Here is a 23,594-nt window from a genome sequence, read left to right as displayed (position 1 = left end):
CCGAGAGCCATGTTTACTGGCCGAAGGCGATCCCGATGGCCGAGGGTGGCGTCGGATAGGCTGACGCGGGTGAGCCGATGGGCGTCAAAACCGCCGATTCCACGCTGAGATTACCCAGGCCCCATTTGTCGAGCACGGCTTGATAAGTGCCGTCCTTGATCACGACATCCAACGCCGCAGCAATCACCTTGGCGAAGTCGGCGTTGTCGCCGGCGATCGCGATGCCGTAAGGATGATCGGGATATTCCGGGCCGACTACTTCAAGCCGTCCCTCGGACATCTTCGCCACATGGATCAGCGGCGAGGCATCGCGATAGTTCGCATCCGTGCGTCCGGTCAGCAGCGACTGGTAGACCGAATCGGAGTTGTCATATGTGTCCAGCCGGACAGGCTGCTTGCCCTGGTCGACGCATTTGGCGGAAACCTGTTCGATCACCTGATTATGCAGCGACCCTTTCAACGATGCGACCGTTAAGCCGCAGAGATCCTGCAGCCCGCCGATCTTCTTAGGGTTCCCACCGGCGACCAGGAGCTGCGCACCGGCCTTCTCGTAGATGACGAAATTGACCTTGGCGCCGCGTTCCTCGGTGGCGCTCATTGCGGCGATGGCCATGTCGAAACGCCTGGCATCCAGCCCCGGGATCAGTGAATCGAAAGAGGCATTGGTGAATTCGACCTGAACGCCGGCGACCGCGCCGAGTGCCTTGGCCAGATCCACCGAGAAGCCCTCAGGCGTGACGCCGTCCTCGCCATAGAACTGCTGCGGCGCATAGCCGAAGGTCGAGACGACGCGGATCGTCCCGCGATCCCGCATCGCCTCAGGCAGTTGCGCGTGAAGCCCCGCATCCTCTGCCGGCATCGGAATGTCCTGGGCCTGGGCGCTCGTGGCAACGAGCGCCGAAAGACCTATGGCCGCGGCAAGCCTTCGTGCCGTGACTGGTGATCCAAAGCGAATAGGCATGGTCATTTTCCCCTTTCGTTGATTTTTGTTACATAAACAGTACTGCTCACTTTCAATAAGTCAATGAAGAAGTTTCGTTTTGAAATTACGCTTGAGATCAGATTGCCCGAACGCCCAATTTGATAAAGCCGAATCCAAAGCGATATTCGCCTCAAAAGTCAAAAATCATGATAGAAATCAATGTAATGAAAGTGACCGTCATGGACGCAAATTGGCTGCGGGTTGGTTGCGAGAGCGGATGCAGGGAGAGGATGCCCTGCGTGACCAGCGGCGGCGAAGAGCTGCCTGAGGCACGGTCAGTAAGGTGTATACATTATAATTGGTGCTGTTCGTGGCATCATCGACGCGGGCTACGGCAACCGCGTGGGTGAGACCAAAAGCGATATTCATGCCAGCGATGATCGTATGGGCGATGGTCTCTGCCGATCGCGATCGACGCGAGCGGGGACAGTAATTTTAACGGAACGCTCGAGAACGCCGCCGTGGCCCCTTGCCTTGTGGCTCGTCGCGGTTGCGCTTGAGGGCGGATGCGACGAGACCACCGAAAAGGTCATGATGGACGGCTTTCCCGGCGAAGTTTCCCGCTTCGAGGGGCGCGAAGGGTGTTAGCACGTAGAAACCCACGCCCGCAGGAAGCTGCTCGCGATGCCGCCGATGACGGCGGACAACCAACGTTCAAACAGAAAGTTGTACGCCCAGTTTTGCGAGTTCAATCGCCGTGGGCGTGGCCGTTCCCTTCGGATGGCGTTTCTCTGCCCTGACATATCGGCCATGATCGAGGCGACCGCAAAACGAATGGTACTCAGCGACAACCTCTCCACGGGAAAGTGTTACCGCAGGCCAGCCCTTTACGACCATTCCTTGGTACGGCGTATACTCGACGGCATGGTGTAGAAGAGCAACGTCAATGATCGTTTCGTATTGGTCGTCCCAAATGCAGAGGTCGGCATCGGATCCTACCGCAATGGTGCCTTTTCGCGGATAGATGCCGTATATCTTTGCAGCGTTCGTCGAATTCAACGCCACGAACCGGTTGATGTCGATCCGCCCCTTGGAGACGCCTTCCGAAAACAGGATTGGCGACCGCGTTTCGACGCCCGGAACACCGCTGGAGATTCGATTGAACGGCACGTCGCTCCCGTGCGGGAATTTGCCGGAGGAATCAAAGCGATAGGGACTATGGTCCGACGAGAAGACATCGAAGAAGCCGTCTTCGATCCCTTGCCAGATCGCCGTGTCGTTGCCCGGCCAGCGTGGCGGGGGGCTGCAAAGCGCCTTCGCGCCCTCCATTCCCGGTTTGTCGAGATCGGTCGAATCGAGCGCAATGTATTGCGGGCAGGCCTCAGCATATACCGTGACACCGCGGCGCCTTGCGGCCTCGATCAACTGCATCGAGCCTCCGCTGGAGACATGAACGATCATGAGTGGCACGCCGGTCAGTTCCGCGAATGCGGTCATACGGTAGATTGCCTCGTGCTCCATGATGGCCGGCCGCGCCGCTGGATGATATTTGGGCGCATGGAGGCCGCGGTCGATCAATTTTTCCGTCATCCAATCGATGCCGTCGGCATTTTCGCAATGGATCATCACCATTGCGCCTTCAGATCGAGCGGCGGCCATCGCATTCAGCACCTCGCGGTCGCTGAGCATGACGTCGTCATAGACGGTGAAGAACTTTAGCGACGTGCAGCCATCCGCGATGACATCGGGTAGCTCCTTTGCCAGCGCTTCCGCGGTCGGATCACCAACAATGAGATGGAAGTTGTAGTCGATCGCCGTCTTTCCTCGCGAGCGTTCGTGGTACTCTTCCATGGCCCAGCGCAGCGATTGCCCGCGCAATTGTGTTGCGAACGGGATCATCGTGGTCGTCCCGCCGCAGGCAGCAGCGATGCTGCCGGTAGAGAATGTATCGGCCGTCAGACCGCCGGTTGTCTGCCGCTGGTCAACATGGACGTGACTGTCGATTCCGCCTGGAAGCACCCAGCGGCCCCCAGCATCTATTTCCCGTCGTCCCGGCGCGATCGACTGCCCGAGCGTGTGAATTCGGCCGTCCAGAATCCCGATGTCCGCATCGAAGACATCCGATGCGGTGGCGCATCGCGCGTTTCTAATGACCAGATCAAAATGTGACATCCAGAATTCTCTTCCGTCAGTTTGATTGCGAGATGATTTGCGGCGCCGCGCCGCCGCGCGGCACGATATCCGCCGTTAGCTGGTATCGTTCGGGGTGGTAGAAGCCGTTGATGAATGCGACGGGGATTCCGCGCGCGTCGAAATACAGCCGCTCCATCTTGATGACCGGCGTGGCCGGGGCGATGTCGAGATGGGCGGCGAACTCGTCCGGTATCGCGGTCGCAATGATTCTCTGCTCTCCGGACGCAATCCGAATCCCAGCTCGTAGGAGGATGCGCTCCGTCGGCTGCTCGTGACTGGCGAAGTCCTCGGGCTCGATCGAAGGTACCAAGGACGCAGGGAAATAGCCTTCGCCGACCATGAAAGGCTGCTCGTTGAGCGAGACGATGGTGCTCTCATAGCGCGCTTCGGCATCGTGGCTCGCCCGCAGCCTTTCGGCGACGATGGTTGGCATGGGGACGGTAGCCGTCTTCAGGAGGACGAACCTAAGATGCCGGTCGAGCGCGAGTATGTCTTCCAGATATGCTCGCAGGCGAACTGACTGCAGCGCTTCGCGAGATTCGGCGACGAAGGTGCCGACGCCCTGGCGACGAACCACGAATAGATCCGCTACCAGTGCGTCGACGGCACGACGGAGCGTAATGCGGCTCACGCCATATTCGCGGCAGAACTGTTCTTCCGTAGGCAGAAGATCACCGGCCTTGAACTCGCCAGAAGCAATGCGTCGTTGCAAGTCAAACTGAACCTGCATGTAGAGTTTGCCGGATAGCGGTGAACCTATCATCCAAAAGCCTCACTATGTCTGATGCGGGCGCGGGTGGGATGCTGGACGCTGCGTCACGATGGTTGGCCCTTCGTAGCTTTCAATGCGGGTGCATTCTTGCGAATCCAGTCGATTCCCAATCTATCTACTGTGCGCGCAGTCTTGCGGAAGTCGCAAGCGAAGGCGGCACCGGCAAGGTCGATCATCGCGGTGGTAAGCGGAGTGGGGCAGGCGACCAGCCGGGCCAATTCTTCAAACGGCACCAGATCGCACGGCAGGTCTTCGGTGATGTAACGGCGCTGGAGCTTTGGACCGAACCGCAGGACCTCATCCAACCGCGTGCCGGGCGGATAGGCGCGAGCATCGAATTCTTCAACCGTAAGCGGAACCAGGCCCAGCCTCCGGATCACTTCAATACGTTCCTTTTCAAAAGACTTGGCAAGGTTGACGATGAGATCAGTATACGCCTCGCCGAAGTGAAGAAGGCCGTGGGTCAGGTTGCCATGGTCAGCGCTCAGCAGGCCGAGATGGCCGATCATGACCGGCAGATGGCCGAGGCTGTTGGGATTGTTCAATCCGCTTTGCAGGGCGTTGGTGCCAATCTCGAGTTCAGGCCAGAACTGCTCCAATTGGCGGATCGCGATCTCGGCATCTGCCGGCGTGGCGCCTGTGAGTTCAAGCCATTGCTTATGGCTGCGCGTAATCACCGTGCCGGGATTCGGCTTGCCGCACAGATGCAGCGCATTGATCGTCTCGACAATTGTCGGGCGCTCCTTGCAGCCTGCTTCCTCCAGGGCGCGCTCGAAAATGCGTCCTCCCCCGACGTAGCCGCAATGCAGGACAACAAGGTGATTGGCCGTGAGCACGCCTGCGAGGCGCTGGGCTACCCTTTCATGCTGATCTGCGGTCACCGACACCACGATCGTCGGCGCGCTTGCCAGTTCGGCGGGCAACTGGGCCATCGCAGGTAGTGGAAGCAGCCCTTCGCCGAATATGCCCGAGTAGTTGAGCCCGCCCTGAGCGACGACCGCCGCTTCGATGTCCGGGTTCTCATCATACCAGGCCGCGATCCGTATCCCTCTGAGATGACCGTGGGCCGCGAGTGCGCCTCCCGAGGCACCCATGCCGACAAATGACCAATCACCCTTCATACAAATGTCCTCTTGCGGAGTTAATTTATTTATGATGTCATCATAACAACATGATAAATGAAAAGGCAAGCGTGCCTTTCAGGTGGAGGAACTGCGATGGGTCGAAGTCTTCAAAAAGCCATTCGGAAGGAGCCGCACGTGATCGCGTCCGGGCTGCCGCGGCCCGAAAGCGCAGGGATCAAGGTTCAATGAGTCTCGCGACGCATTGTGCCGGCAGCCCCATCGGGATGCCGGGGAGTTGTTCGCGAACCGACAGGATCCCGGCATGACGAAGCAAGGATCAAATGCGATGGAAATCGAACGATCGTCAGTGTTCTCCCAGCCGGCTCTCAAGCAAAACGCTCGCCTGGCCGCCGGTCCCAATGTCCCCGACGATGCGCCGCTTGTCCCCCGCCGCCGCCCGTGGATGCCGGTAGCCGCCGCTGCGTGCGTGGCCGTTCTGGCTTTCGCGTTGTGGAAGCTGCTGGAGAATCCGGTCGTCGACCAGGATGTCATCCTCGAATATCTGTTCAAGGATGTGACGCTCCGGGGAGTGGGCGTCACCCTTTTCCTGACGACTGTTTCGATGGCGGCAGGTCTGGCCGGCGCGGTCGTCCTGGCCATGATGCACCTCTCGGACAACTCCGTGCTTTCGGGAATCGCCCGGCTGTACACATGGCTGTTCAGAGGTACGCCGATTCTCGTGCAGCTCATCTTCTGGGGGTATCTCGGCATATTCATCCCGGAGCTCTCTCTGAGCCTGCCGGGTATCGGCACGATCTTTTCTGTTCCGACCGCGCAAGTAGTCACGCCGATGGTTGCGGCCATGCTGGCTTTGTCGCTCAACGAGGCCGCCTATTCGGCGGAAATCGTCCGCAGCGGTATCCTCTCGGTACCTAGGGGGCAGGTCGAGGCAGCACGCTCGGTAGGGATGACCCGGTTCCGGACATTCCGCAGAGTCGTCATGCCCCAGGCCATCAGGGTCATCATTCCGCCGATGGGCAATGAGGTGATCCTGATGCTCAAAACCACCTCTCTCGTGTCGGTAATCGCCGGCGCCGACCTGATGACCAACCTGCAACACGTCTATTCGCAGACCTTCCAGGTCATACCGCTGCTGATCGTTGCCAGCATCTGGTACCTGTTCATGGTCAGTATCCTGACAATCCCCCAATCGTGGCTCGAGCGCCGTTTCGGACAGTCGCTGGCCCGCTCTCAGCCACGGCGCCGAAAAAGTCGTAGCTCGGACTCGAAGGCCGGGAAACCGGCTCTCAGCGATAAGAGAGGTTGACCAGATGATCGCAAATCCCCTCGTCAGCGTGAGGACCCTGACCAAGTCCTACGGCCACAAGGTCGTCCTCAATCGCATCAGTCTCGATATCGCCGAAGGTGAGGTGGTTGCACTGATCGGGCCAAGTGGCTCGGGGAAGAGCACGCTGCTCAGATGCATGAACCACTTGGAACGCCAGGACAGCGGGTGTGTCCTCGTCGCCGGTGAACCGGTGGGCTATTCGCTGAAGAACGGCGAATTGCACGAGTTGCCCGATAGGGCGCTCTCGTACCAGCGGCGCGGCATCGGCATGGTGTTCCAGGGGTTCAACCTGTTTCAGCACATGACGGCGCTTGAGAACATTATCGAGGGGCCGATTGGCGTCCTCAAGCTTCCTCGCGCCGAGGTGGAGGAAAAGGCCAGGCATCTGCTCGATCTGGTGGGCCTGGCCGATTGGGCCGACCACTATCCATCGCAGCTTTCGGGAGGCCAGCAACAGCGCATCGCTATCGCTCGTGCGCTGGCAATGCGGCCACGCGTCATGCTTTTCGACGAGCCGACCAGCGCGCTCGACCCGGAACTCGTCGGCGACGTGCTCGAAGTCATGCGCACTCTGGCCGGTGAAGGCATGACCATGATCGTGGTGACCCACGAAATCGGCTTCGCACGGGAGGTGTGCGATCGCGTGGTCTTCATGGCGGACGGGGAAATCGTCGAGCAGGGCGAGCCAGGCCAGGTCCTGTCAGCCCCGGTGCACGAACGGACCCGGGATTTTCTCCGCAGAATCCTTTGATAACCCAAAAGAGAGGAACAAAATGGGCATCAAGAGAAAAGTAGTGGCCTCGCTGGCCGTTGCCTTCGCAATGGGAGCGTATAGCGGCAGCGCGCTTGCCGGGTCCGAGACGGATCAGGTCGTGCTCGGCAAGACGATCACCAAGGACAATGAGGTGGCCGCGCTCGTTCCGGCCAAATTCAATGGGACGCTGCGCATCGCCACGTCGGCGCCCTATCCGCCATTCGAATATCTCGATGACAATGGCGAACTGACGGGTATCGATATCGATGTGACACGGGCTATCGCCGCGAAAATGGGCGTCAAGATCAGCTTCGACAACGTCCAGTTCGACGGTATCATCCCCGGCCTCCAGGCAGGCAAATACGACGTCATCGCGTCGTCCATGGGTGATACCGCCCAGCGCGAAAAGGTCCTCAACTTTGTTGACTATACAACGTTGGGCAACGTCGTGCTGGCACGCGACTCCGACCAGTCGATCAACGACCTCGTCGATCTGTGCGGCAAGACAGTGACCCGGCAGAGCGGAGACGTTTTCGCTACCTTCATCGACAAGATTCAGCCTCAATGCCAGAGCGCTGGGAAGAACGAAATCACCATCAAGACGCTTCCCGATTCCAACGCCGCGCTCCTGGCGATCAAGAGCGGGTCGGCGGATGCGCAGATCGTCAACATGTCGGCGGCTGAAAGCCTCAACAACGCCAAGGAAAACAGCGGCCAGTTTCGTGTCGTCAAGCCGGCCGACAGGCCGCATGGATGGAGCCCCCAGAACGGCGGGTTCGGGGTTCTCAAGTCCGAAACCGAGCTGACCGCAGCGATTGAGGCGGCCACCAAGGCGATCAAGGCGGATGGCACCCTCTTGGCTGTCGCCGAGCACTACGGCCAACCCAGCATCGTCATTGACGAGGTGGTCGTGAACAAGCCGACCAACGGCGAGATGTGATCATTTTGTCGAGGGGTACGGGAGTTTCTCGTGCCCCCAACCCCCTACAGACTTTGACGCCGCCATGATCGAGGGCGGCACGAATAGCCGAGCAAAGGTTTGAAACGATGGACATCCTGAAAGTGTCTTGTGCCCATGACGTTGCGTACGTCCCGCAATATGCGGGGCTGGCCACAGGCCGTTTCGCGCAACAGTCGCTCGATCTGTCATTCTACAAGAGCAACGGCACTGTTGATGACACCGTCGGTGCGATCAATCGAGGCGATGTCGATCTCCTGCTCGGCAGTTGCGTGTATGGCCTCAGACTGGCGGAGACGGGAATGGATCCCGTCATCGTAGCGCAGAGCAACCAACAGACGCGGCATGTCGTGGCGCAACGCACGGGCTCCGCCGAGGGTCTGCGATGGTCCGATCTTCGAGGCAAAATCATTGTCGTGTACCCCGGAGAGGCGCCCACCGCTTGGGCCGCCTTCACCTATGCGCTCAGCCAAGCGGGGCTCTCCTTGGGAGATGTCAAGCTGATCTTCGGCTACACGGCTCAGGACGCCATCGAGGAGTTCGTCCGCGGCGTCGGTGACGTGCTGTTCGTCGATGGTGAGGCGGCCCTGCGCGATGATCTCCCCACCTTACTGCCTGTGAGCCGCCAGTCCGGCCGTCTGCCATGGAGCGTCTACATGGCCGACCGTCGGATGGCCGAACGAAAAGGGCCGTTGCTGGCGAGGTTCGCGCAGGCATTGGACGATACGCAGAAGTGGCTGGCAGTTCAAACTGCGGAGACGATCGCCGCTACAGTCGCGCCGTATTTTCCGCACTATGCTCCCGCGCGGCTGGTTTCGGTCATCGAATTCTATCGCACGCTGGAACTGTGGGCATCCACCAGTACCGTTCAACTGGATCAACTCCGGCGCTGGTCGGAGGCCTTGCGGCTCGGCGGGCTCCTCGCGCCCGACAAGCAGTTAAAGGACTACCTAGGTGTTCTTTGACGGCCCGCTGGCAGCGATCGCTGAACACGCCGCAAGGCATCCCGATACGTTGCGTGACCATTATGCGCGGCTGTTCGATGACATAGGGCGCCGGGATGGCAAGCTCCGGTCCCTATGCGATCCGACATGGGAGTGGCTGGAAGGCGAACTCAACCGGATCAGCGCGCTGCTCGCATCAGGTGGGGGCACCGGTCTCGCGGGTGTACCCATCGGCGTGAAGGACACGATCGTCGTTCCGGGGCTGCCCACGCAGGCAGGTACGCAACACGATTTGGGACGCATCCTGTCATTGCCGCCTAGCCCCGCTGTGATCGCGCTCCAGCAAGCGGGGGCCGTCATTGTAGGAAAGCAGGCGACGCATCAGTTCGGATCGAGCGCCGGGCCGGCGCACACGCAATCGGTTCGCGGCGCGGACTATTTCGCCGGGGGTTCTACGGTGGGTGGTGCCGTCGCCGTGGCCGCAGGCTTCACCCACGTGGCCCTGGGCACCGACGGTGGTGGTTCAGTCCGGAAGCCTGCCGCGCTCGCTGGAGTTGCCGGCTTGCGCCCACGCAAGGGTTCGATCTCCGACGAAGGTCAGGTCAACGGGACCGTATTCGGACAGAGCACGGGTCTAATCGCCCCCAGCGCACAGGACATCGCGATGGTTCTGAAACGATGCCCGTCTCTGTTGACGGCGCCGTCCAACGACCTTTCCTCAAGCCGCGGAAATCCGACTATAGGCGTGCCGGATATTTCGTGGATGAACGTCGATGCGGCAGTCGCGGCCACCCTGCGTGCGTCGGCAGGCTGGCTCGCACGGATGGGTTACAAGATCGTGCCCACTTCCTTGTGGTACACGGAAGAAGCCAAGCGCGATTTCTTCCTTGTCGTGAGCTTCGACAATTGGATGTTCCATAAGCCCTTGATGGTGGAGCACAGCGAGATCTACAGGCCTGACGTCGCCCGCGTGATGCGCATGGGGGAGATGATCGAGCCGCACGAAGCTGACGCGGCCAGGTACCGGCTTACCGAACACCGAGCCCGGTTCCTTGACGCTGCCGCATCCGAAGGCCTGGATATGCTGCTCGTTCCGAGCGTGCCGTGGCCGGATTCGCATAAGAACTCCGCAAGTTTCCAGGACCTGTCAGCCGAGGCCGGGCGTTTCGGCATCATCGCGAATATCTACGACTTCGACAGTTTTTCCGTTCCCGTGGAGCGGGACCAGACGGGCAGGGTGCTCTCAGTAATGCTCCTCGCGCTCTCCTCGCCGCTATCCCAACTGCTGGAGTGCGCGCTGCACGTCGAGTCGCGCCCGCCGTCCGCACCTTCTTGGTTCGTTCGGTCTAGGCGCTGATTGGCCCGGACAGAATTGCTGCCAGTCTCCTGGCGGAGGGCTCATGGACGAACTCTATCTTCCACAAGTGACGCCAAGGGGGGCGAGAAATGTTGGACCTTTTGAGGCATTGGCTCGAGCGAACCGGTGCACCCGGCGTATCGATTGCTATTGACGACGGCCACGAGATCAATTGCATATGCACGGGCGTGGCCGACCGGCGCACAGATGCTCCAGTGCGTAGCGAGACTGCTTTCCAGTTTGGGTCCGTCTCCAAGACGATCACCGCGTTTGTGCTTGTAGAGTCTCTCATCGAGAAGGGTATCTCCTTGGATACCCCGGCGGTCGAGGTCGCGCCGGATCTCAGGGCCAGCAATGAGCGTGCGTTTCATGACATCACGTTCAGGCACCTCCTCTCCCATGCAAGTGGCGTGGATTCCCAATGGTGGGTGGACGTCGGACAGGGGAACGACGCCCGTGCTTGCGCTGCCCGCGCCATCGCGGCCACGCCGCTTATCGCTCGACCCGGCGAGCTCTTCTCCTATTCGAATTCGGGATACGTCTTGGCGGGCTATCTGACGGAAGTGTTGAGTGGGCGGCGCTGGGAGGAATATGTCGAAACCAAAATTGCTGCCCATATCGGGGAGCATTCCATCTCCGCTCTGCCGGAACGCATTCTGCTGCGGCCATCGGCTGCGGGATATGTTGGGCGGCCGGATCAGGGAGGCGCTCCGGTGCCTGTTGCGAGATGGTACGCCCCGTTGGCTTTGAGCCCAGGCGGCGGCCTCGCAGGAACGCCCGGCGATCTAGCCAAGCTCATGCGGGGCTTGCGCGAACAGCTCGGTTTGGGCCTGTCACCGGACGCCGATCCGGCGGCTGGGGTCGTCGTGCCGACCATAGGTTGGCGATACGATGGATGGGGGCTCGGGATGGCCAGATATCGGGTGCGCGGTGGAGGCGTGTGTTGGGGACATGACGGCACGACCGCCGGTCAAGCCTGCGCCGTGCGTCTGCTTGAAGGGCGCGGCGAAACGGTAGTCGTGGCGACAAATGCGGCATGGGCGGCGGCTGAGGTGGGGCGGCTCGCGGAAGATATCATTCTCAAGCTCGTCGGGGCCACCGATCCTGTTTCGGCCGAACCTCCGCGCAATTCGCTGGCAGGGTACGGGTCGTGGCGCCTGTCGGCAGACGAAGACGTGTCGGGATGCTACACGCGCCTGAACTCCACGACATTGGTGCGGGCGGATGCGGGGCTCCTCGTAGAGGAGGTATATTCGCCGCAAGACGAAGCCAACTGGTTCGGGAAGAAGGACCCACGTGGGACGGACCGGATCACGACTCGACTTGAGCGGGTTGAGGGGCATTCGTACAGCTCGTCGAGCAAGGAGTTTCACTTCCTCCGGCACACGGACGACCCAGGCCGCATCTATGTCCACGACGGGATGCGTGCAAGCGTGCGGACCCATCGACCTTGGATCTAGAGTGTGCCCGACCTCATCGCTTCGAAAGCCATGCGGGCAGCGTTCTTGCCTAGCTCACCGAAAATGGACGCCGTGCACTTGCGTGGCTATGTGGGCAGGGCGGTTTTGTGAATAACGGGATGTTCGGTGCCGCGCCCAAAAGAAAGCAGTTCGCGTGTGTATTCCTGAGCGGGCGCGCGAACGATCTCTTCGGTCCTGCCGTATTCGATGACATCCCCACGGCGCATGACCAGAAGGCTGTCGGAGATATGTGCGACGACCTTCAGGTTATGAGTGACGAAGAGCATCGAGAGGCCCCGACTTTCCTTTAGGTCCGCCAACAGGTTTAGGATCTGCGCCTGTACGGAGACATCAAGCGCCGAGGTCGGCTCGTCGAAAATCATCAGCCCCGGCTCAAGAGCCAACGCCCGGGCGATCGCTACTCTCTGCGCCTGGCCGCCGGAAAGCTCGCGCGCGCGGCGCTGCAGGAAATCGGCAGGCAGGCCGCAGTCCGACAACAGGCCCGCAATCTTCTTCTGCATATCTGGGCCGGACCGCTGTCCTTGAGCGAGCAGGGGCTCGGCAAGGATTTCTGCAATCGTCAGCCGTGGGCTGAGCGAAAGGAAGGGGTTTTGCGACACCACCCCGAGTTTTTGACGCGCGCGACGTAGCGCATCGCGTTTCAGGGTGAGCCAGTCTTGTCCGTCGAGTTGCACGGAACCGCTTTCGACCGGCAGCAGCCGCAAGATCGCACGCAGAAGGCTCGTTTTCCCCGAGCCGCTTTCACCGACGATGCCGAGGGTTTCGCCCTTGGCTAGCCGGAAGCTCGCGCCATTGACCGCGGGCTTGGGGCGCGCCGCGAAAAGTCCGCGGCCCCGGTAGCGGATGACGAGATCCTGCACCTCGAGCATCGGAGCCTCGCTCATGCCGAGCCCTCCGGCAAATGGCAAAGCCAGCGATGCGCTGCCAGCGTCCGCTCGGGCGGCGCTTGCAAAGCGCAGACCGGCATTGCCTGCGGGCAGCGCGGGGCGAAGGCGCAACCATCTATCTGTGAGCGCGGCGGCGGGATGGAACCTTCGATGGCCTCCAACTTCGCCCCATGCGGCGCGGCATCGGGCAAGGCCGCCAGCAGTGCTCGCGCATAGGGATGGCCGGGCCGCTGCAGCACGTCGTGAACAGGGCCGGTCTCGACCGACAGCCCGGCGTAAAGCACGGTCGCCCGGTCGCAGGCTTCGGCAATCACATCCATGTCGTGTGTGATCATCAGCACGGTCAGCCCGCGCTCGGCAACCAGCTTGCGAAGCAAGGCCAGAACTTGCGCGCCAACCGAGACATCGAGCGCCGTGGTCGGCTCGTCGGCAATCAGGAAATCCGCCCCGGTCGCCAGAGCCTGTGCGATCACGACACGTTGCTGCATCCCGCCCGAGAGTTGGTGCGCATAGCTTTTCAGCACCCTTTCGGGATCGGGCAGGCCGGTGGCCGCCAGAAGCTCGACTGCCTCGGAATGACGCGCCTGACGCGGCATGTCGCGGTGCGCGCGCAGCACGTCGTCCATCTGCCGCGCAATGCTGAGCACCGGGTTCAGCGCCGCCGCCGGGTCCTGCGAGATCATGCCGATCCGTCGGCCGCGTAGGCGCGCCGCATTCTCGCGCAGGTCCTCGCCATCGAAATGGAAGCGATCGGCGGCGATGCGCGCGCCCTTCGGCACCAGCCCAAGTGCCGCCATGCCGGTCATGGTCTTACCGCAACCGGATTCGCCGATGACGCCGTGGATTTCGCCGCGCTCGATTTCAAGGCTGACCGAGCGAACGGCATGCACATCGCCATCCGGAGTGGGAATGGCGACCGAAAGGTTGCGGATATTAAGCAGAGGCACGGGCGGTACCTCCCTTTCGCTCGCGGAGCGCATCGCCGAGAACGCTGAAGGCCAGTGCTACGATGAAGATCGTCAGGCCGGGCGTGGCCGAATACCACCAGCGCGCCGGGAAGAATTTTCGCCCGGCGTCAACCATCTGGCCCCAGTCGGCTGTCGGCGGCAGCACGCCGAGACCGAGGAAGGAGAGGGCGGCGGCGGTGAGCAGCGCAGGCCCCACATCCAGCGCCGCCTGAACGGTCAGCGGCCGCCCGGTCGCGGGCAGGATGTGGCGAATGATGATGCGTCCATGCGAGACGCCGGCAAGCCGCGCCGCCTCGACATAGGGCTGGTTGCGCAGCACCAACACCTCCGAGCGAGCGAGCCGGGCATACCAGGGCCACCAGGTCACCGAGACGGCGATGATGCTGTTGAGGAAGCCCGGCCCAAGGGCTGCGGCCATCAGAACCGCCAGCAGCAGTGCTGGAAAGGCGAGGAAGACATCGGTGCCCCGCATCAGTGCCTCGTCGATCCAGCCGCCGAAATAACCCGCCGCCAGACCGACCGGCAGGCCAATCAGCAGGGAGAAGGCAACGATCAGCACGCCGTTCGTCAGCGAAATTCGTGTGCCGTAGATGATGCGGCTCAGCATGTCGCGCCCCAGATGGTCGGTGCCGAGCCAATATTGCGCCGAAGGGGAAGAGAGCTTGGCCGCCACGTTCGGCACGCCCACGCCCTGCTGGGGATATGGGGCGACCCAGGGGGCAAGGACGGCAACAAGTACAAGCAGGAGAATGACCACGAGAGCGATCGTGCCCGGCCAGCCGAGGCGTTGAACAAGCCTGGTCATGACAGCGCCACCCTCGGATCGACCAAGGCTTGGGCAATGTCGATCAATAGGTTCATCACGACATAGCAGATCGTTACCACCATGGTGACCGCCGCGATGACCGGGAAGTCCTTGGCAAGGATCGCCTCCGAGACGTAGCGGCCGAGACCTGGCCAGGCGAAGATGATCTCGACCAGGACCGCGCCGGTCAGCGCATAGGCAAAGGACAGGCCGATCACGGTCAGCGCCGGTCCCATGGCGTTCGGTAGAGCATGTCCAAACAGGATGCGCGGCTCGGAAAGGCCAAGCGCCCGCGCGGCGGTGACATGACGGCGCTCGAGAATTTCGATCATGGCCGAGCGCGTCAGCCGCATGGCGACACCCGCAGGATAGGACGCCAGCGTCAGCGCCGGCAGGATCAGGTGCTTTAACGCATCGCCAAAGGCGTCGAGCCGTCCGGCTAGCAGTGCATCGATCAGGTTGAAGCCAGTCATCATCGACAGCGGCGCCGTGACGGAGATCTCTCGCGAGAGGCGCCCGGAGAGCGGCAGGATGCCGAGCCATTGCGCGAAGACAAGCTGCAGGATCATGGCGAGGAAAAAGGTCGGCATGGCCACTGCCGCTATGGAGCCGAAGCTGCCGAGCCTGTCGGGCCATTTCCCCTGCCGCGCCGCTGCGAGCACGCCAAGCGGAATGCCGATCAGCAGTGCCAGGCCAGTGGAAAAGACCGCCAGCTCAAGCGTCGCGGGAAGATAGGCCCGGAGGTCCTCGGCGATCAGTCGGCGTGACTTGTAAGATACGCCGAAATCGCCGGTCCCCATGGCTTTGGCGAATCCGGCGAAACGCTGGATCAGGGGTGCGTCAAGGTTCAGCTCCTGGCGCGCCTTTTCGATCTGCTCGGCCGTTGGGCGCGGGCCGGCATAAAGTGCGGCGGGGTCTGACGGAACCACCTGTGCCACGATGAAGACCAGAAAGGTCACCCCCAACACCACAAAGGCTGAGAGGACCATCCGGCGCAGGATGTAGCGTGTGAGTTCCATCAGACCGCCAGGAGCTTTACCGGCTCAGTTCGTTGACAAAGGTGACATGCCCATAGGCCGGATTGTCGTCATAGCCTTTGATATCCGAGCGGATGATATGAACATTGGGGCGGTCAACCATGAACACGGCGGCCGCGTCCTCGATTACCTTGCGCTGTGCCTCGATAAACAGCTTCTCGGCGCGCGGACGATCGGTGCCCGAGAGCTTTGCGGCCTCGTCGATCTTGGCGTCCACCTCGGCGTTTGAATAGTAGCCGAGGTTGAAGTTCGGCTTCTCTTCGCTGTGGAACAGGCTGACAAGATAATCGTAGGGCGTGACGAAGGTCGGCCACCAGAACATGACGAAGATGTCCTGCGCTGCTTCGGGGTTCGACTTGCCGAGCTGCCACTGGGCTTCCCATGCCATCGGCTGCAGCGTCAGCTTGATGCCGAGGGTTTCCAGATTGGCCTTCCACAGTTCGCCGGCGACGGCCGAGAGTGCCTGGGTGGTGGAATAGGTCATCACCAGCTCCAGACCCGGCTCGACGCCTTCCTCGGCGAGAAGTGCGGCGGCCGCCTTCAGGTCGGTCTGCGGGATCGGCGCCTCGGCGTCGTGGCCCCAGATGCCTGCCGGCACGACGCCCTTGGCGCGGGTGCCGAGCCCCATGGTGCCTGCCGAAATCACATCGTCATAGGGGAAGGCAAGCGACAGGGCCTGGCGCACCTTGACTTTGTCGAGCGGCGCGCGCTTGACGTTGTAGAGGCCGAACAGCGTCTCGAAGGACGGGTTCACCACCACGCGCAGATCGGGATTGGCCTTCATCGCCTCGAGGTTTTCGAAGGGAATGCTGTAGGTCCAGTCGGCCTGGCCGCTTTCGATCATGTTCTGGGCAAGCGTGGTATCCTCAATGATCTCGAAGGAAACCGTCTGGAAGCCGCCTTCCGGCACCTTGCCCCAATAGTCTTCGGCCCGATCCAGAACCGCGCGCTGACCTGGCTCGTAGCGCGAAATGTGGAACGGCCCGGTGCCCGCATCGTTGCCGCCATTGAACCAGGCATTGTCCTTATCGTGCGACGAGGGGGCATAGATCCAGGCCGCGAAGCCGGCCGAGGCGATCAGGTCGATCGGCTGCGGGTCGGAAAGCGCGAAAACCACTGTCAGCGGATCGGGAGTTTCGATGGAGGTCACCGACCCCCAGATGAAGGCAGCGCCGCCGCCGATCTTCTTGGTGCGCTCGATCGAGCCCTTCACTGCTTCCGAGGTGAGCGGGCTGCCGTCATGGAACTTCACGCCGTCGCGTAGATGGAAAGTCCAGGTCTTGCCGTCTTCGCTGACGTCCCAGGAGGTGGCGAGCAGCGGCTCGATCTTGGCCTCGGCGGTCTCGGTCGCCGGGATGTAGCGCGTCAGCCCCTCATAGACGTTGGCCAGAACTGCGCCGTCATTTGAGAAAGAAGTGGCCGGGTCCAGGTCCGGGAAGCTGGTCGGATAGGCAAGCGTGAAGATGCTGCCACTGCCTTCGGCCATGGCGAGATTCCAGCGTGAACTGGTCGCGCTGGCGAGCGCGGCAAGGGCTGCGGTTTGCAGAAAGTGACGGCGGTTCATTTCAGTCTCCCAATGGATTGTCGGCTGGAGGGCGGACGCTCAGGCGTCTTCTTGGTAGTGCGGTACCGGGGGCGCGTCGGCAGAGACGCCCATCGGCACAAAGTCGAAATCATAGCCAAAGGCGCGCGGTCCGACGGAGGCCAGCGCGATCTCGCTGCGCAGCAGCACAGGCGCGGGCATCGACAGCACGTCGATGCGCAGCCCATAGCGCAGCTCTTCCGTGCCGATCGCGCGGCCGGTTTCGGAATCCACGATGCAGATCAAGTCCGGCACCATGGTGATGATCTTTTCGCCTTCACGCGCGATCAGATATTCGTTCTGGATGTCGACAGTGAGGCTGCGCCCGGCATCCGCGTCGAGCCCTGCCACGGTGAGCTTGCCCCGGGTGAAGCCCGCCATGACACGGCGGCCGATATCGGTGACCTTGCCGCGCATCAGTCGCACGCCGCCCGATTGCTTCAGGATGGCCTCGACCGGATCGGCCTTTGCCGCCCTAGCAGTCATCACCGCATCGCCAAGGCTCCATGCCTGGCTTGTGGTGTGGGGCACGCCAAAGCGGCGCACGAAATCGCCGGACATCGGCGCGGTTGTCATCAATGCCGTGCAGCCCATGGCGATGGTGCCCGCGCGCAGGAGCTTTTCCAGCATCTTCGGCGTGGTGGCCTCGGTGACGATCAACACATTGCCGTCGGCATCGGCAAGGGCCGCCGGCTGCACCGCTTGGCCATGGATGAAGAAGGTCGTCATCTGGACTTCGGGGAAGGCGCGTCCCATGCCGTCGGCGTCGACCACCGGCAGATCGGCCATCGCCGCCGTCAGCATCGGCGCAATGCCATTGCCGCCGCCAACTTCGTCACCGAGCAGCGCATCCACCTTGCGTCCAAGATGCCGCTCGACTGCGTTCAGCAGCCGCACGCCTTCGCTGCCTTCGGCGATTTTCTCGATACCCACGGTCGGCGCGCCAATGCCGCCGATGCCGAGGATCTGCGCATCCGGCGCCATGTCTGCGGGGCGCACCATGCGAATTCGCTTGCCGGCGCGCAGCAATGCCTTGGCGCGCAGCGAACCGTGATAGGTGCTGCCGCCGCCGCCGGTTCCCAGGATGCCGCAGCCGATGGCGATACGGTCGATGTCGGCCTCGGTCAGGGTCCAGTATTTCATGCCCGCAGTTCTCCAATCACTTTCGCCGCGACGCGAATGGCATTGCCGGGCAGGTAGGCCAGCGGCGTTTCCTCGATTTCGGCCAGGATCACCGTGTCGGCGTCAGCGCCTGCCTCGACAGCGCGTGCTCGGGCTTCACCCACCACGATCTCCAGGGCTTTCTCGCGGGTTGAACCTTCCAGCGAAACCACGCTGTCCACCTCGCCCGAGACCTGCGCGATCGCCGCGCCGATGGCATTGGCCGAACCGAAATGATCCGGTTTGAGCGAGACCGAGGTGCCCTCGAGAAGACCCTCGACCAGCACCGAACCGCCGCCGACCAGAATGGCGGGGATCGGATCGGCGCTTGGTTTCATGCGGTCCAGAACCGTTTCGATGCTTGCCTTCATCTGCGCCAGCGCCTGACGCGCGAAGTCCCGAGAAATGTGTTTCAGCAGGCTGCGATCCCCCAGGTCGACAAAACCTGCCGCCACAGCGATATCGGTCGCGGTCAATGTATCGCCACCGAAGCACAGCGCCTTTTGCGGCAGCCGGAACCCGACCGAATCCGGACCGACGGTCAGGCTCGGTTCGGGCCGCACGATGCTGCCGCCGCCAAGGCCGAAGGAATAGACATCCGGCACCCGGAAGTTGGTCGGCACGCCGCCGATCATCGCGCCTTCACTGCGGGTGCGAGGGAAGCCCGCGACCAGCATGCCGACATCGGTCGTTGTGCCGCCGATATCGATCACTGCGGCATCGGAAAGTCCGGTGAGGAACGCTGCCCCGCGCATCGAGTTGGTGGGGCCGGAGGCGATGGTGAAGACCGGATATCGCTCGGCGAAATCCGCCGACATCAAGGTGCCGTCGTTCTGCGTCAGATAAAGCGGACAATCTAGACCGAGTGCGGCGAAGGCCAAACGGAAGGCGCCGACCGTCTCTCGGCCAAGCGTGTTCAGGCTCGCGTTCAGGATCGTCGCGTTCTCGCGCGGCAACAGGCCGGTGCGGCCGATCCTGTGTGAAAGGCTGACCGAAGCCTCGGGCATTTCGTTCGCGATGATCTCGGCCGCTTCATTCTCCATGCGCGGATCGACCAGCGCGAAGACCGAGCAGACCGCTATGGCCGAGATTCCCTTGGCCCGCCAGTTGCGGCAGGCGGCACGGATCGCCACGATGTCGAGCGGGGCGATTTCGGAACCGTCATAATTCAGGCCGCCGCCAACCATGGCAGCCCCGCCTTCGACGATGGGGCGCAGATTTTCCGGCCAGTCGATCATCGGCGGGAGCGAGCGCGTTGCGGCTCCGCAGAGCCGCAGGACGCCGACCTTTTCGAGGTGACGGCCTTCGACTACGGCGTTGAGGAAATGTGTGGTGCCGACCATGACCGCATTGACGGAGGCCGCGGCCACGCCCGCTTCGGCAAGGACTGTGCGGATCGCGGCGCCGACGCCTGAGGTCACATCCGCCGTGGTCGAGGTTTTCACCGTCGCAAGAACCTCGGTGCCACGCAGCAGCGCTGCATCCGTATTAGTTCCGCCTACATCAACCCCAATGCGCAGCATCGGTTATCCTTTCTTTCTATCGCCAAGGTCCGTTCCGCGGCTGAGCGCACTCGTCCTTGTGCCGAAAACCTTGTAGAGCCGCAGGACGACCGAGCTCGTCACGCGCTTGACGCCGGGCAGCTTGCCCAGTTCCTGATCGATGAATTCCAGAAGCGCCGCATGGTCGGCGACAAAGAGCGAGGCGCTCAGGTTCGACGAGCCGCTCGTCGCGGCGAGGTAGCCGATCTCGTCATATTCAGCGAGCAGGATGGCAACTTCATCCACCTGCCCCGGCTCGACCTCGATGATCAGCTCGACCTGAACGTCGCGTCCCAACGCCACCGGGTCGGGAATGGCCCCGATCACGATCATCTTGGCCTGCAGCAGCGCGGCGATGCGATTGCGGACGGTGCGCTCGGATACGCCGCCGATCCGGCTCGTAATCTCGGCGGCCGAAAGGCGCCCATCTTCAGAGAGATAGCGAATGATCTCGCGATCCAGATCGTCAATTACGTAGCGCTGCGACATGCAGGAGTTCCGTACCGGCTTGATATCTGAACTTTCATTGCCGAAACGGAAACAAGTCAAGATTTTTCTTCCGAACTTGTCACAAAAACAAGCCAAGGCCATACATCTCGGTCACCGGCCGCATGACAGAAAAGTCGCTCAATCGATATTGCAATAGGTGCTCGGCGACTGGTCCGGCGTCTTCAAGCCGCAAGTACGGTGAGCAGGGTGCTGATCCTACGCAGCGGCCAGCGCGAGTTGGCCGGCAACGCCGGGCGACACAGCGTTAATGTTTACGAGCGTTGGATTGCAGCAGACATGCCCACGTGGCCGGTGGGCAGCCGTATCAGGCGCTAGCGGTTGGCATCTTAGCGCGGCGCCAACGCGAATTGCGGAGCGACGCAGATGAGCAGCCCGTTATCGGCGCGCTTGTGTCGGCGGAAGCGCTAGGCCCTGCCTACCAAGTCCTTCAAACCGCGTCGGCAATAGCCTGTGCTGCGGCGTCGAGTGCGCCGGTCCCATGCGGAATGCCAAGGGACCGCATGCCCGCCTCCATGACGGAAAGCACCCCGAGCGTCATATGGGCATTGACGTGGCCCATATGGGCGACGCGCAGATAGTCGCGATAGGCCGGTTCGGTCGGGGCGGCCATGCCGAGCCCGATACCCAGCGTGACGCCGGCATTCTTCTCAACCCATTCGCGCAGGCGCATCGCACCGCCGTTTCCGATGCGCGTGCCTGTCACTGAATACGATCGCTTGTTCTTGTCCGCGACGTTGAGCGCAATGTCACCGCCCTTGGACCATGCGTCGAAGGCGGCCCATACGCTGGAAGCCAGCGCCGCATGGCGCTTCCACGCCGCCTCCAGTCCTTCCTCGTCGAGAAGCATCGTCAACGCCTCGCGCAGCCCATAGAGGTGATGGGTCGGGGCGGTCCCGCCGAAATAGCGGTAGAACTCCGTGCTCAGGCTACGCAGCCTCCAGTCCCAATAGGGTGTCACCAGGCCGGCACCTTCGGAGACGGCGAGCGCCTTGTCCGAGAACCAGATGAAGCTCAGGCCCGGGGGCGTCATCAAACCTTTCTGGCTTGCGCCAATCAGCACGTCGATGCACCAATCGTCGAAATGGAGTGGGTCGCAGCCGAGAGAAGCGATGGCATCCACCGCGAGCAGAGCAGGGTGCTCGGCGGCGTCGATCGCCTTGCGTACCGCCAAGACATCGTTCCGGATCGTCGTTGCCGTATCGGTGTGAGTAACGAACACGGCCTTGATGCGATGCGCGCGGTCGGCCCTCAGGGCCGCTTCGATGCGGGCCGGATCGATCGGTTTTTTGTCAAAGTCGATGGTTTCGACGTCGACGCCCATATTCCTGGCGCTCAGCGCCCAGGTGTTCCCGAAATGCCCGGTAACGGCCGAGAGGATCTTGTCGCCGCGCGAGAACAGATTGGCGTTGGCTGCCTCCCAGGCGCCATGGCCGTTGGCAATGTAAATAGCAACATTTGCTTTTTCGGTTCGGGCCACGCGCCGCAGGTCGCGCAGCAGGCCAGGCATCATCTCCACCAACTCGCCCTGATAGATGTTGGGCGCGGCGCGATGCATCGCACCCAGCACCCGGTCAGGAATGACCGAAGGACCCGGAATGGCCAGGTAGTGACGACCGAATGCGAGACTCATGGGAACTTCCGAAGCTGGAATTGTAGAACCGGGCGGCGAGACCGCCGCCCGATGCAGCTAATTGCCTAACGTGGCGAAATTATCCTTGGAATACGCCAGCGGGGCATCCGTCTCATGCCAGGATCAGCTCAGGATCCACTCCTCGAACCGCTCGGAGAGCTCCGCCGGATCGATGCCGAAATTCTCGATATCCTGCGAAACCACGAGGTCCGCGTAAACCGTGTTGGTGGGCATGCGCTCGGCCTTCGTCGGATCGATGAATTCGAGCGCGGCCGGATTGAGGGGCCCGTCCTGTTGAGCCAGGGTGAAGCCGGCGAGCGGCTTGGGCGAAGTAGCAAATTTGACGAAGGCCTTGGCCGCCTCGGCGTTCGGCGTGCCCTTGGCAACCACCCAATAGGCTTTATCGAGAACGCATTGGTTCCAGGTCATGGCGACCGGCGCGCCGGCATCCTGGGCTGAGAAGTAGCGCGAGTTCCAGATGCCGATCATGTCTACCTCGCCGTCGCGCAGGATCTGCGCGGATTGCTCGCCCGCAGTCCACCACACAACAACATGCTTCTTAATGCGGTCGAGCGAGGCGAAAGCGCGATTCACGTCGAGCGGATAGAGATCCTTTTTGGCCACGCCGTCAGCAAGCAGGGCGATGGGCAGTACACGCGCAGGGTAGCGCTGCAGGGAGCGTGTGCCGGGGAAACGCTCGACATCCCAGAAGTCGGCCCAGCTCTTCGGCTCGGTGCCGTATTTGTCCGAGCGCCATCCCATCAGCGTGCCAAAGGCATGCGAGCCAACGCCGTTCTGCAGGAGCCCACCCGGATAAGGCTCTTCCAGATCTTCCAACAGTCCGCTCTGGTTGGCGCGCAGGAGTTCGGCGGCACCCAGCGTGGTGACGTCGAACTCATAGACGCCGGTCTTGACCTGCGCGGCGAGCTTGGCGAAGGAAACGGGCGAAACCGTTTCGATCTTGATGCCGGTTTCCGCGGTGAACGGGTCGAAGAGATTGGCGCGTGCCGAATCGAGCCAAGAGCCGCCCCACGAGTTGACCGAGATGCTTTTGGTCTCGGCGCGCGCAATGGCCGGCATGGCAAGCCCGCCGGCCATGGCGGCCGCAGACCCAATCAGGAATTGCCGGCGATTGGCTTTGAGGTTCAAAGATTGGTCCAACATGGTGTTACCTCCCTGGTTGCGAAATCCACTGCCGTTGCTGGCGCGGTCAGTTGGCGAAGCTTTGGTATTCGGCCGGTCGCCTCTGCTGGGCCGAGAGGCGGTCGGTCTGGTTGGGGCGAGGCGTGCCTAAGGCACGGCGCAGATCATGATCATCTCGACCTTCAGCGCGGGGTTGGCGAGCGCGCCGCTGAAGCAGGCGCGGGCAGGCGGCCTGACGCCGCTTACCCAGCCATCCCACACCTCGTTCATCTCGGCATAGCCGGCCATGTCCGCGAGGATGATCGCGACGAACAGCAGCTTGTCCTTTCCACTGCCGATCTCGGCGAGACGCGCTTCGGCCTTGGCGAGAAGTTGGGCTGTCTGATCAGCTACGCTCAGCGACGCGTCGTAGGGCGCCTGCGGTGTGACGGCGAAATAACCGGTTCCGCTGTGCACCGTGGCAAGGCTCGCGCGCTGCCCTACACCGAAACGGGTGATGAGGTCGGCAAGTGCGGCTCTAGCGTTCGGCAAGGTCAT

At 62.1% G+C, this 23,594-nt stretch carries 21 protein-coding genes; 6 read left to right on the top strand and 15 right to left on the bottom strand.

The features are described 5' to 3' along the window. Window positions 1–13: 13 nt before the first annotated feature. The 4 genes from C7I85_RS23520 to C7I85_RS23505 all read right to left on the bottom strand — a co-directional run bounded on the left by C7I85_RS23520 (window position 14) and on the right by C7I85_RS23505 (window position 5,008). Window positions 14–961: an ABC transporter substrate-binding protein gene (locus tag C7I85_RS23520; RefSeq protein WP_181257308.1), complete on the bottom strand. Its 948-nt coding sequence runs from the start codon at window positions 959–961 to the stop codon at window positions 14–16. Window positions 962–1,636: 675 nt separating this feature from the next. Beyond that, the gene (gene hydA / locus C7I85_RS23515; protein WP_106726452.1) at window positions 1,637–3,094 is read right to left on the bottom strand and encodes a dihydropyrimidinase; all 1,458 of its coding nucleotides are present in this window, start codon (window positions 3,092–3,094) and stop codon (window positions 1,637–1,639) included. 16 nt (window positions 3,095–3,110) lie between these two features. Beyond that, window positions 3,111–3,845, bottom strand: coding sequence for a GntR family transcriptional regulator (locus C7I85_RS23510; RefSeq protein WP_181257306.1), 735 nt, complete (start codon window positions 3,843–3,845; stop codon window positions 3,111–3,113). Window positions 3,846–3,931: 86 nt separating this feature from the next. Next, window positions 3,932–5,008 carry an NAD/NADP octopine/nopaline dehydrogenase family protein gene (locus C7I85_RS23505; RefSeq protein ID WP_106726450.1) on the bottom strand — a complete coding sequence of 359 codons (1,077 nt, stop codon included), beginning with the start codon at window positions 5,006–5,008 and terminating at the stop codon, window positions 3,932–3,934. A gap of 265 nt (window positions 5,009–5,273) precedes the next feature. Between C7I85_RS23505 and C7I85_RS23500 the strand changes: the two genes are divergently transcribed. The 6 genes from C7I85_RS23500 (at window position 5,274) to C7I85_RS23475 (ending at window position 11,772) form a co-directional block, all read left to right on the top strand. Next, window positions 5,274–6,278, top strand: coding sequence for an amino acid ABC transporter permease (locus C7I85_RS23500; protein WP_210203071.1), 1,005 nt, complete (start codon window positions 5,274–5,276; stop codon window positions 6,276–6,278). Window positions 6,279–6,282: 4 nt separating this feature from the next. Beyond that, the gene (locus C7I85_RS23495; protein WP_106726448.1) at window positions 6,283–7,050 is read left to right on the top strand and encodes an amino acid ABC transporter ATP-binding protein; all 768 of its coding nucleotides are present in this window, start codon (window positions 6,283–6,285) and stop codon (window positions 7,048–7,050) included. Between the two features lie 22 nt (window positions 7,051–7,072). Further along, window positions 7,073–7,993 carry an ABC transporter substrate-binding protein gene (locus C7I85_RS23490; RefSeq protein ID WP_106726447.1) on the top strand — a complete coding sequence of 307 codons (921 nt, stop codon included), beginning with the start codon at window positions 7,073–7,075 and terminating at the stop codon, window positions 7,991–7,993. 107 nt (window positions 7,994–8,100) lie between these two features. Further along, window positions 8,101–8,976, top strand: a complete 876-nt coding sequence (locus C7I85_RS23485; RefSeq protein ID WP_106726446.1) for an ABC transporter substrate-binding protein — start codon at window positions 8,101–8,103, stop codon at window positions 8,974–8,976. Further along, entirely contained in the window at window positions 8,966–10,312 is a 1,347-nt protein-coding gene (locus tag C7I85_RS23480) for an amidase family protein (RefSeq protein WP_106726445.1), read from the top strand. Before C7I85_RS23485 ends, C7I85_RS23480 begins: the two co-directional genes overlap by 11 nt. A gap of 89 nt (window positions 10,313–10,401) precedes the next feature. Next, the gene (locus C7I85_RS23475; protein WP_106726444.1) at window positions 10,402–11,772 is read left to right on the top strand and encodes a serine hydrolase domain-containing protein; all 1,371 of its coding nucleotides are present in this window, start codon (window positions 10,402–10,404) and stop codon (window positions 11,770–11,772) included. Window positions 11,773–11,858: 86 nt separating this feature from the next. On the opposite strand, the gene C7I85_RS23470 is transcribed toward C7I85_RS23475, so the two are convergent. From C7I85_RS23470 to C7I85_RS23420, 11 genes are all read right to left on the bottom strand, one after another. Next, window positions 11,859–12,677 carry an ABC transporter ATP-binding protein gene (locus C7I85_RS23470; protein WP_106726443.1) on the bottom strand — a complete coding sequence of 273 codons (819 nt, stop codon included), beginning with the start codon at window positions 12,675–12,677 and terminating at the stop codon, window positions 11,859–11,861. Then, window positions 12,674–13,627, bottom strand: coding sequence for an ABC transporter ATP-binding protein (locus C7I85_RS23465; RefSeq protein ID WP_181257304.1), 954 nt, complete (start codon window positions 13,625–13,627; stop codon window positions 12,674–12,676). Before C7I85_RS23465 ends, C7I85_RS23470 begins: the two co-directional genes overlap by 4 nt. Continuing rightward, window positions 13,614–14,453, bottom strand: a complete 840-nt coding sequence (locus C7I85_RS23460; RefSeq protein WP_106726441.1) for an ABC transporter permease — start codon at window positions 14,451–14,453, stop codon at window positions 13,614–13,616. The genes C7I85_RS23465 and C7I85_RS23460 overlap by 14 nt, the downstream gene beginning before the upstream one ends. Continuing rightward, window positions 14,450–15,472, bottom strand: coding sequence for an ABC transporter permease (locus C7I85_RS23455; RefSeq protein WP_106726440.1), 1,023 nt, complete (start codon window positions 15,470–15,472; stop codon window positions 14,450–14,452). The genes C7I85_RS23460 and C7I85_RS23455 overlap by 4 nt, the downstream gene beginning before the upstream one ends. Before the next feature lie 16 nt (window positions 15,473–15,488). Beyond that, window positions 15,489–17,054 carry an ABC transporter substrate-binding protein gene (locus C7I85_RS23450; protein WP_106726439.1) on the bottom strand — a complete coding sequence of 522 codons (1,566 nt, stop codon included), beginning with the start codon at window positions 17,052–17,054 and terminating at the stop codon, window positions 15,489–15,491. Window positions 17,055–17,093: 39 nt separating this feature from the next. Further along, a complete protein-coding gene (locus C7I85_RS23445) occupies window positions 17,094–18,215 on the bottom strand; it encodes a DUF917 domain-containing protein (RefSeq protein WP_106726438.1) in 1,122 nt (373 codons plus the stop codon). Then, window positions 18,212–19,756 (bottom strand): hydantoinase/oxoprolinase N-terminal domain-containing protein, encoded by a 1,545-nt coding sequence (locus C7I85_RS23440; RefSeq protein WP_106726437.1) that lies wholly within the window; start codon window positions 19,754–19,756, stop codon window positions 18,212–18,214. Before C7I85_RS23440 ends, C7I85_RS23445 begins: the two co-directional genes overlap by 4 nt. Before the next feature lie 3 nt (window positions 19,757–19,759). Continuing rightward, window positions 19,760–20,263 (bottom strand): Lrp/AsnC family transcriptional regulator, encoded by a 504-nt coding sequence (locus C7I85_RS23435; protein WP_181257302.1) that lies wholly within the window; start codon window positions 20,261–20,263, stop codon window positions 19,760–19,762. A 448-nt stretch (window positions 20,264–20,711) separates the two neighbouring features. After that, window positions 20,712–21,914 carry a pyridoxal-phosphate-dependent aminotransferase family protein gene (locus C7I85_RS23430; RefSeq protein ID WP_106726435.1) on the bottom strand — a complete coding sequence of 401 codons (1,203 nt, stop codon included), beginning with the start codon at window positions 21,912–21,914 and terminating at the stop codon, window positions 20,712–20,714. A 123-nt stretch (window positions 21,915–22,037) separates the two neighbouring features. Beyond that, on the bottom strand, window positions 22,038–23,078 hold the full coding sequence (locus tag C7I85_RS23425) for an ABC transporter substrate-binding protein (RefSeq protein ID WP_245445068.1): 1,041 nt from the start codon (window positions 23,076–23,078) through the stop codon (window positions 22,038–22,040). Window positions 23,079–23,204: 126 nt separating this feature from the next. Further along, window positions 23,205–23,594 carry a RidA family protein gene (locus C7I85_RS23420; protein ID WP_106726434.1) on the bottom strand — a complete coding sequence of 130 codons (390 nt, stop codon included), beginning with the start codon at window positions 23,592–23,594 and terminating at the stop codon, window positions 23,205–23,207.

Origin of the sequence: Pseudaminobacter soli (ex Li et al. 2025), from assembly GCF_003012705.1 — a bacterium.
Lineage (GTDB): Bacteria > Pseudomonadota > Alphaproteobacteria > Rhizobiales > Rhizobiaceae > Pseudaminobacter > Pseudaminobacter soli.
The sequence above is the reverse complement of the archived record's forward strand: the minus strand, read 5'-3'. Positions and strand labels throughout refer to the sequence as shown.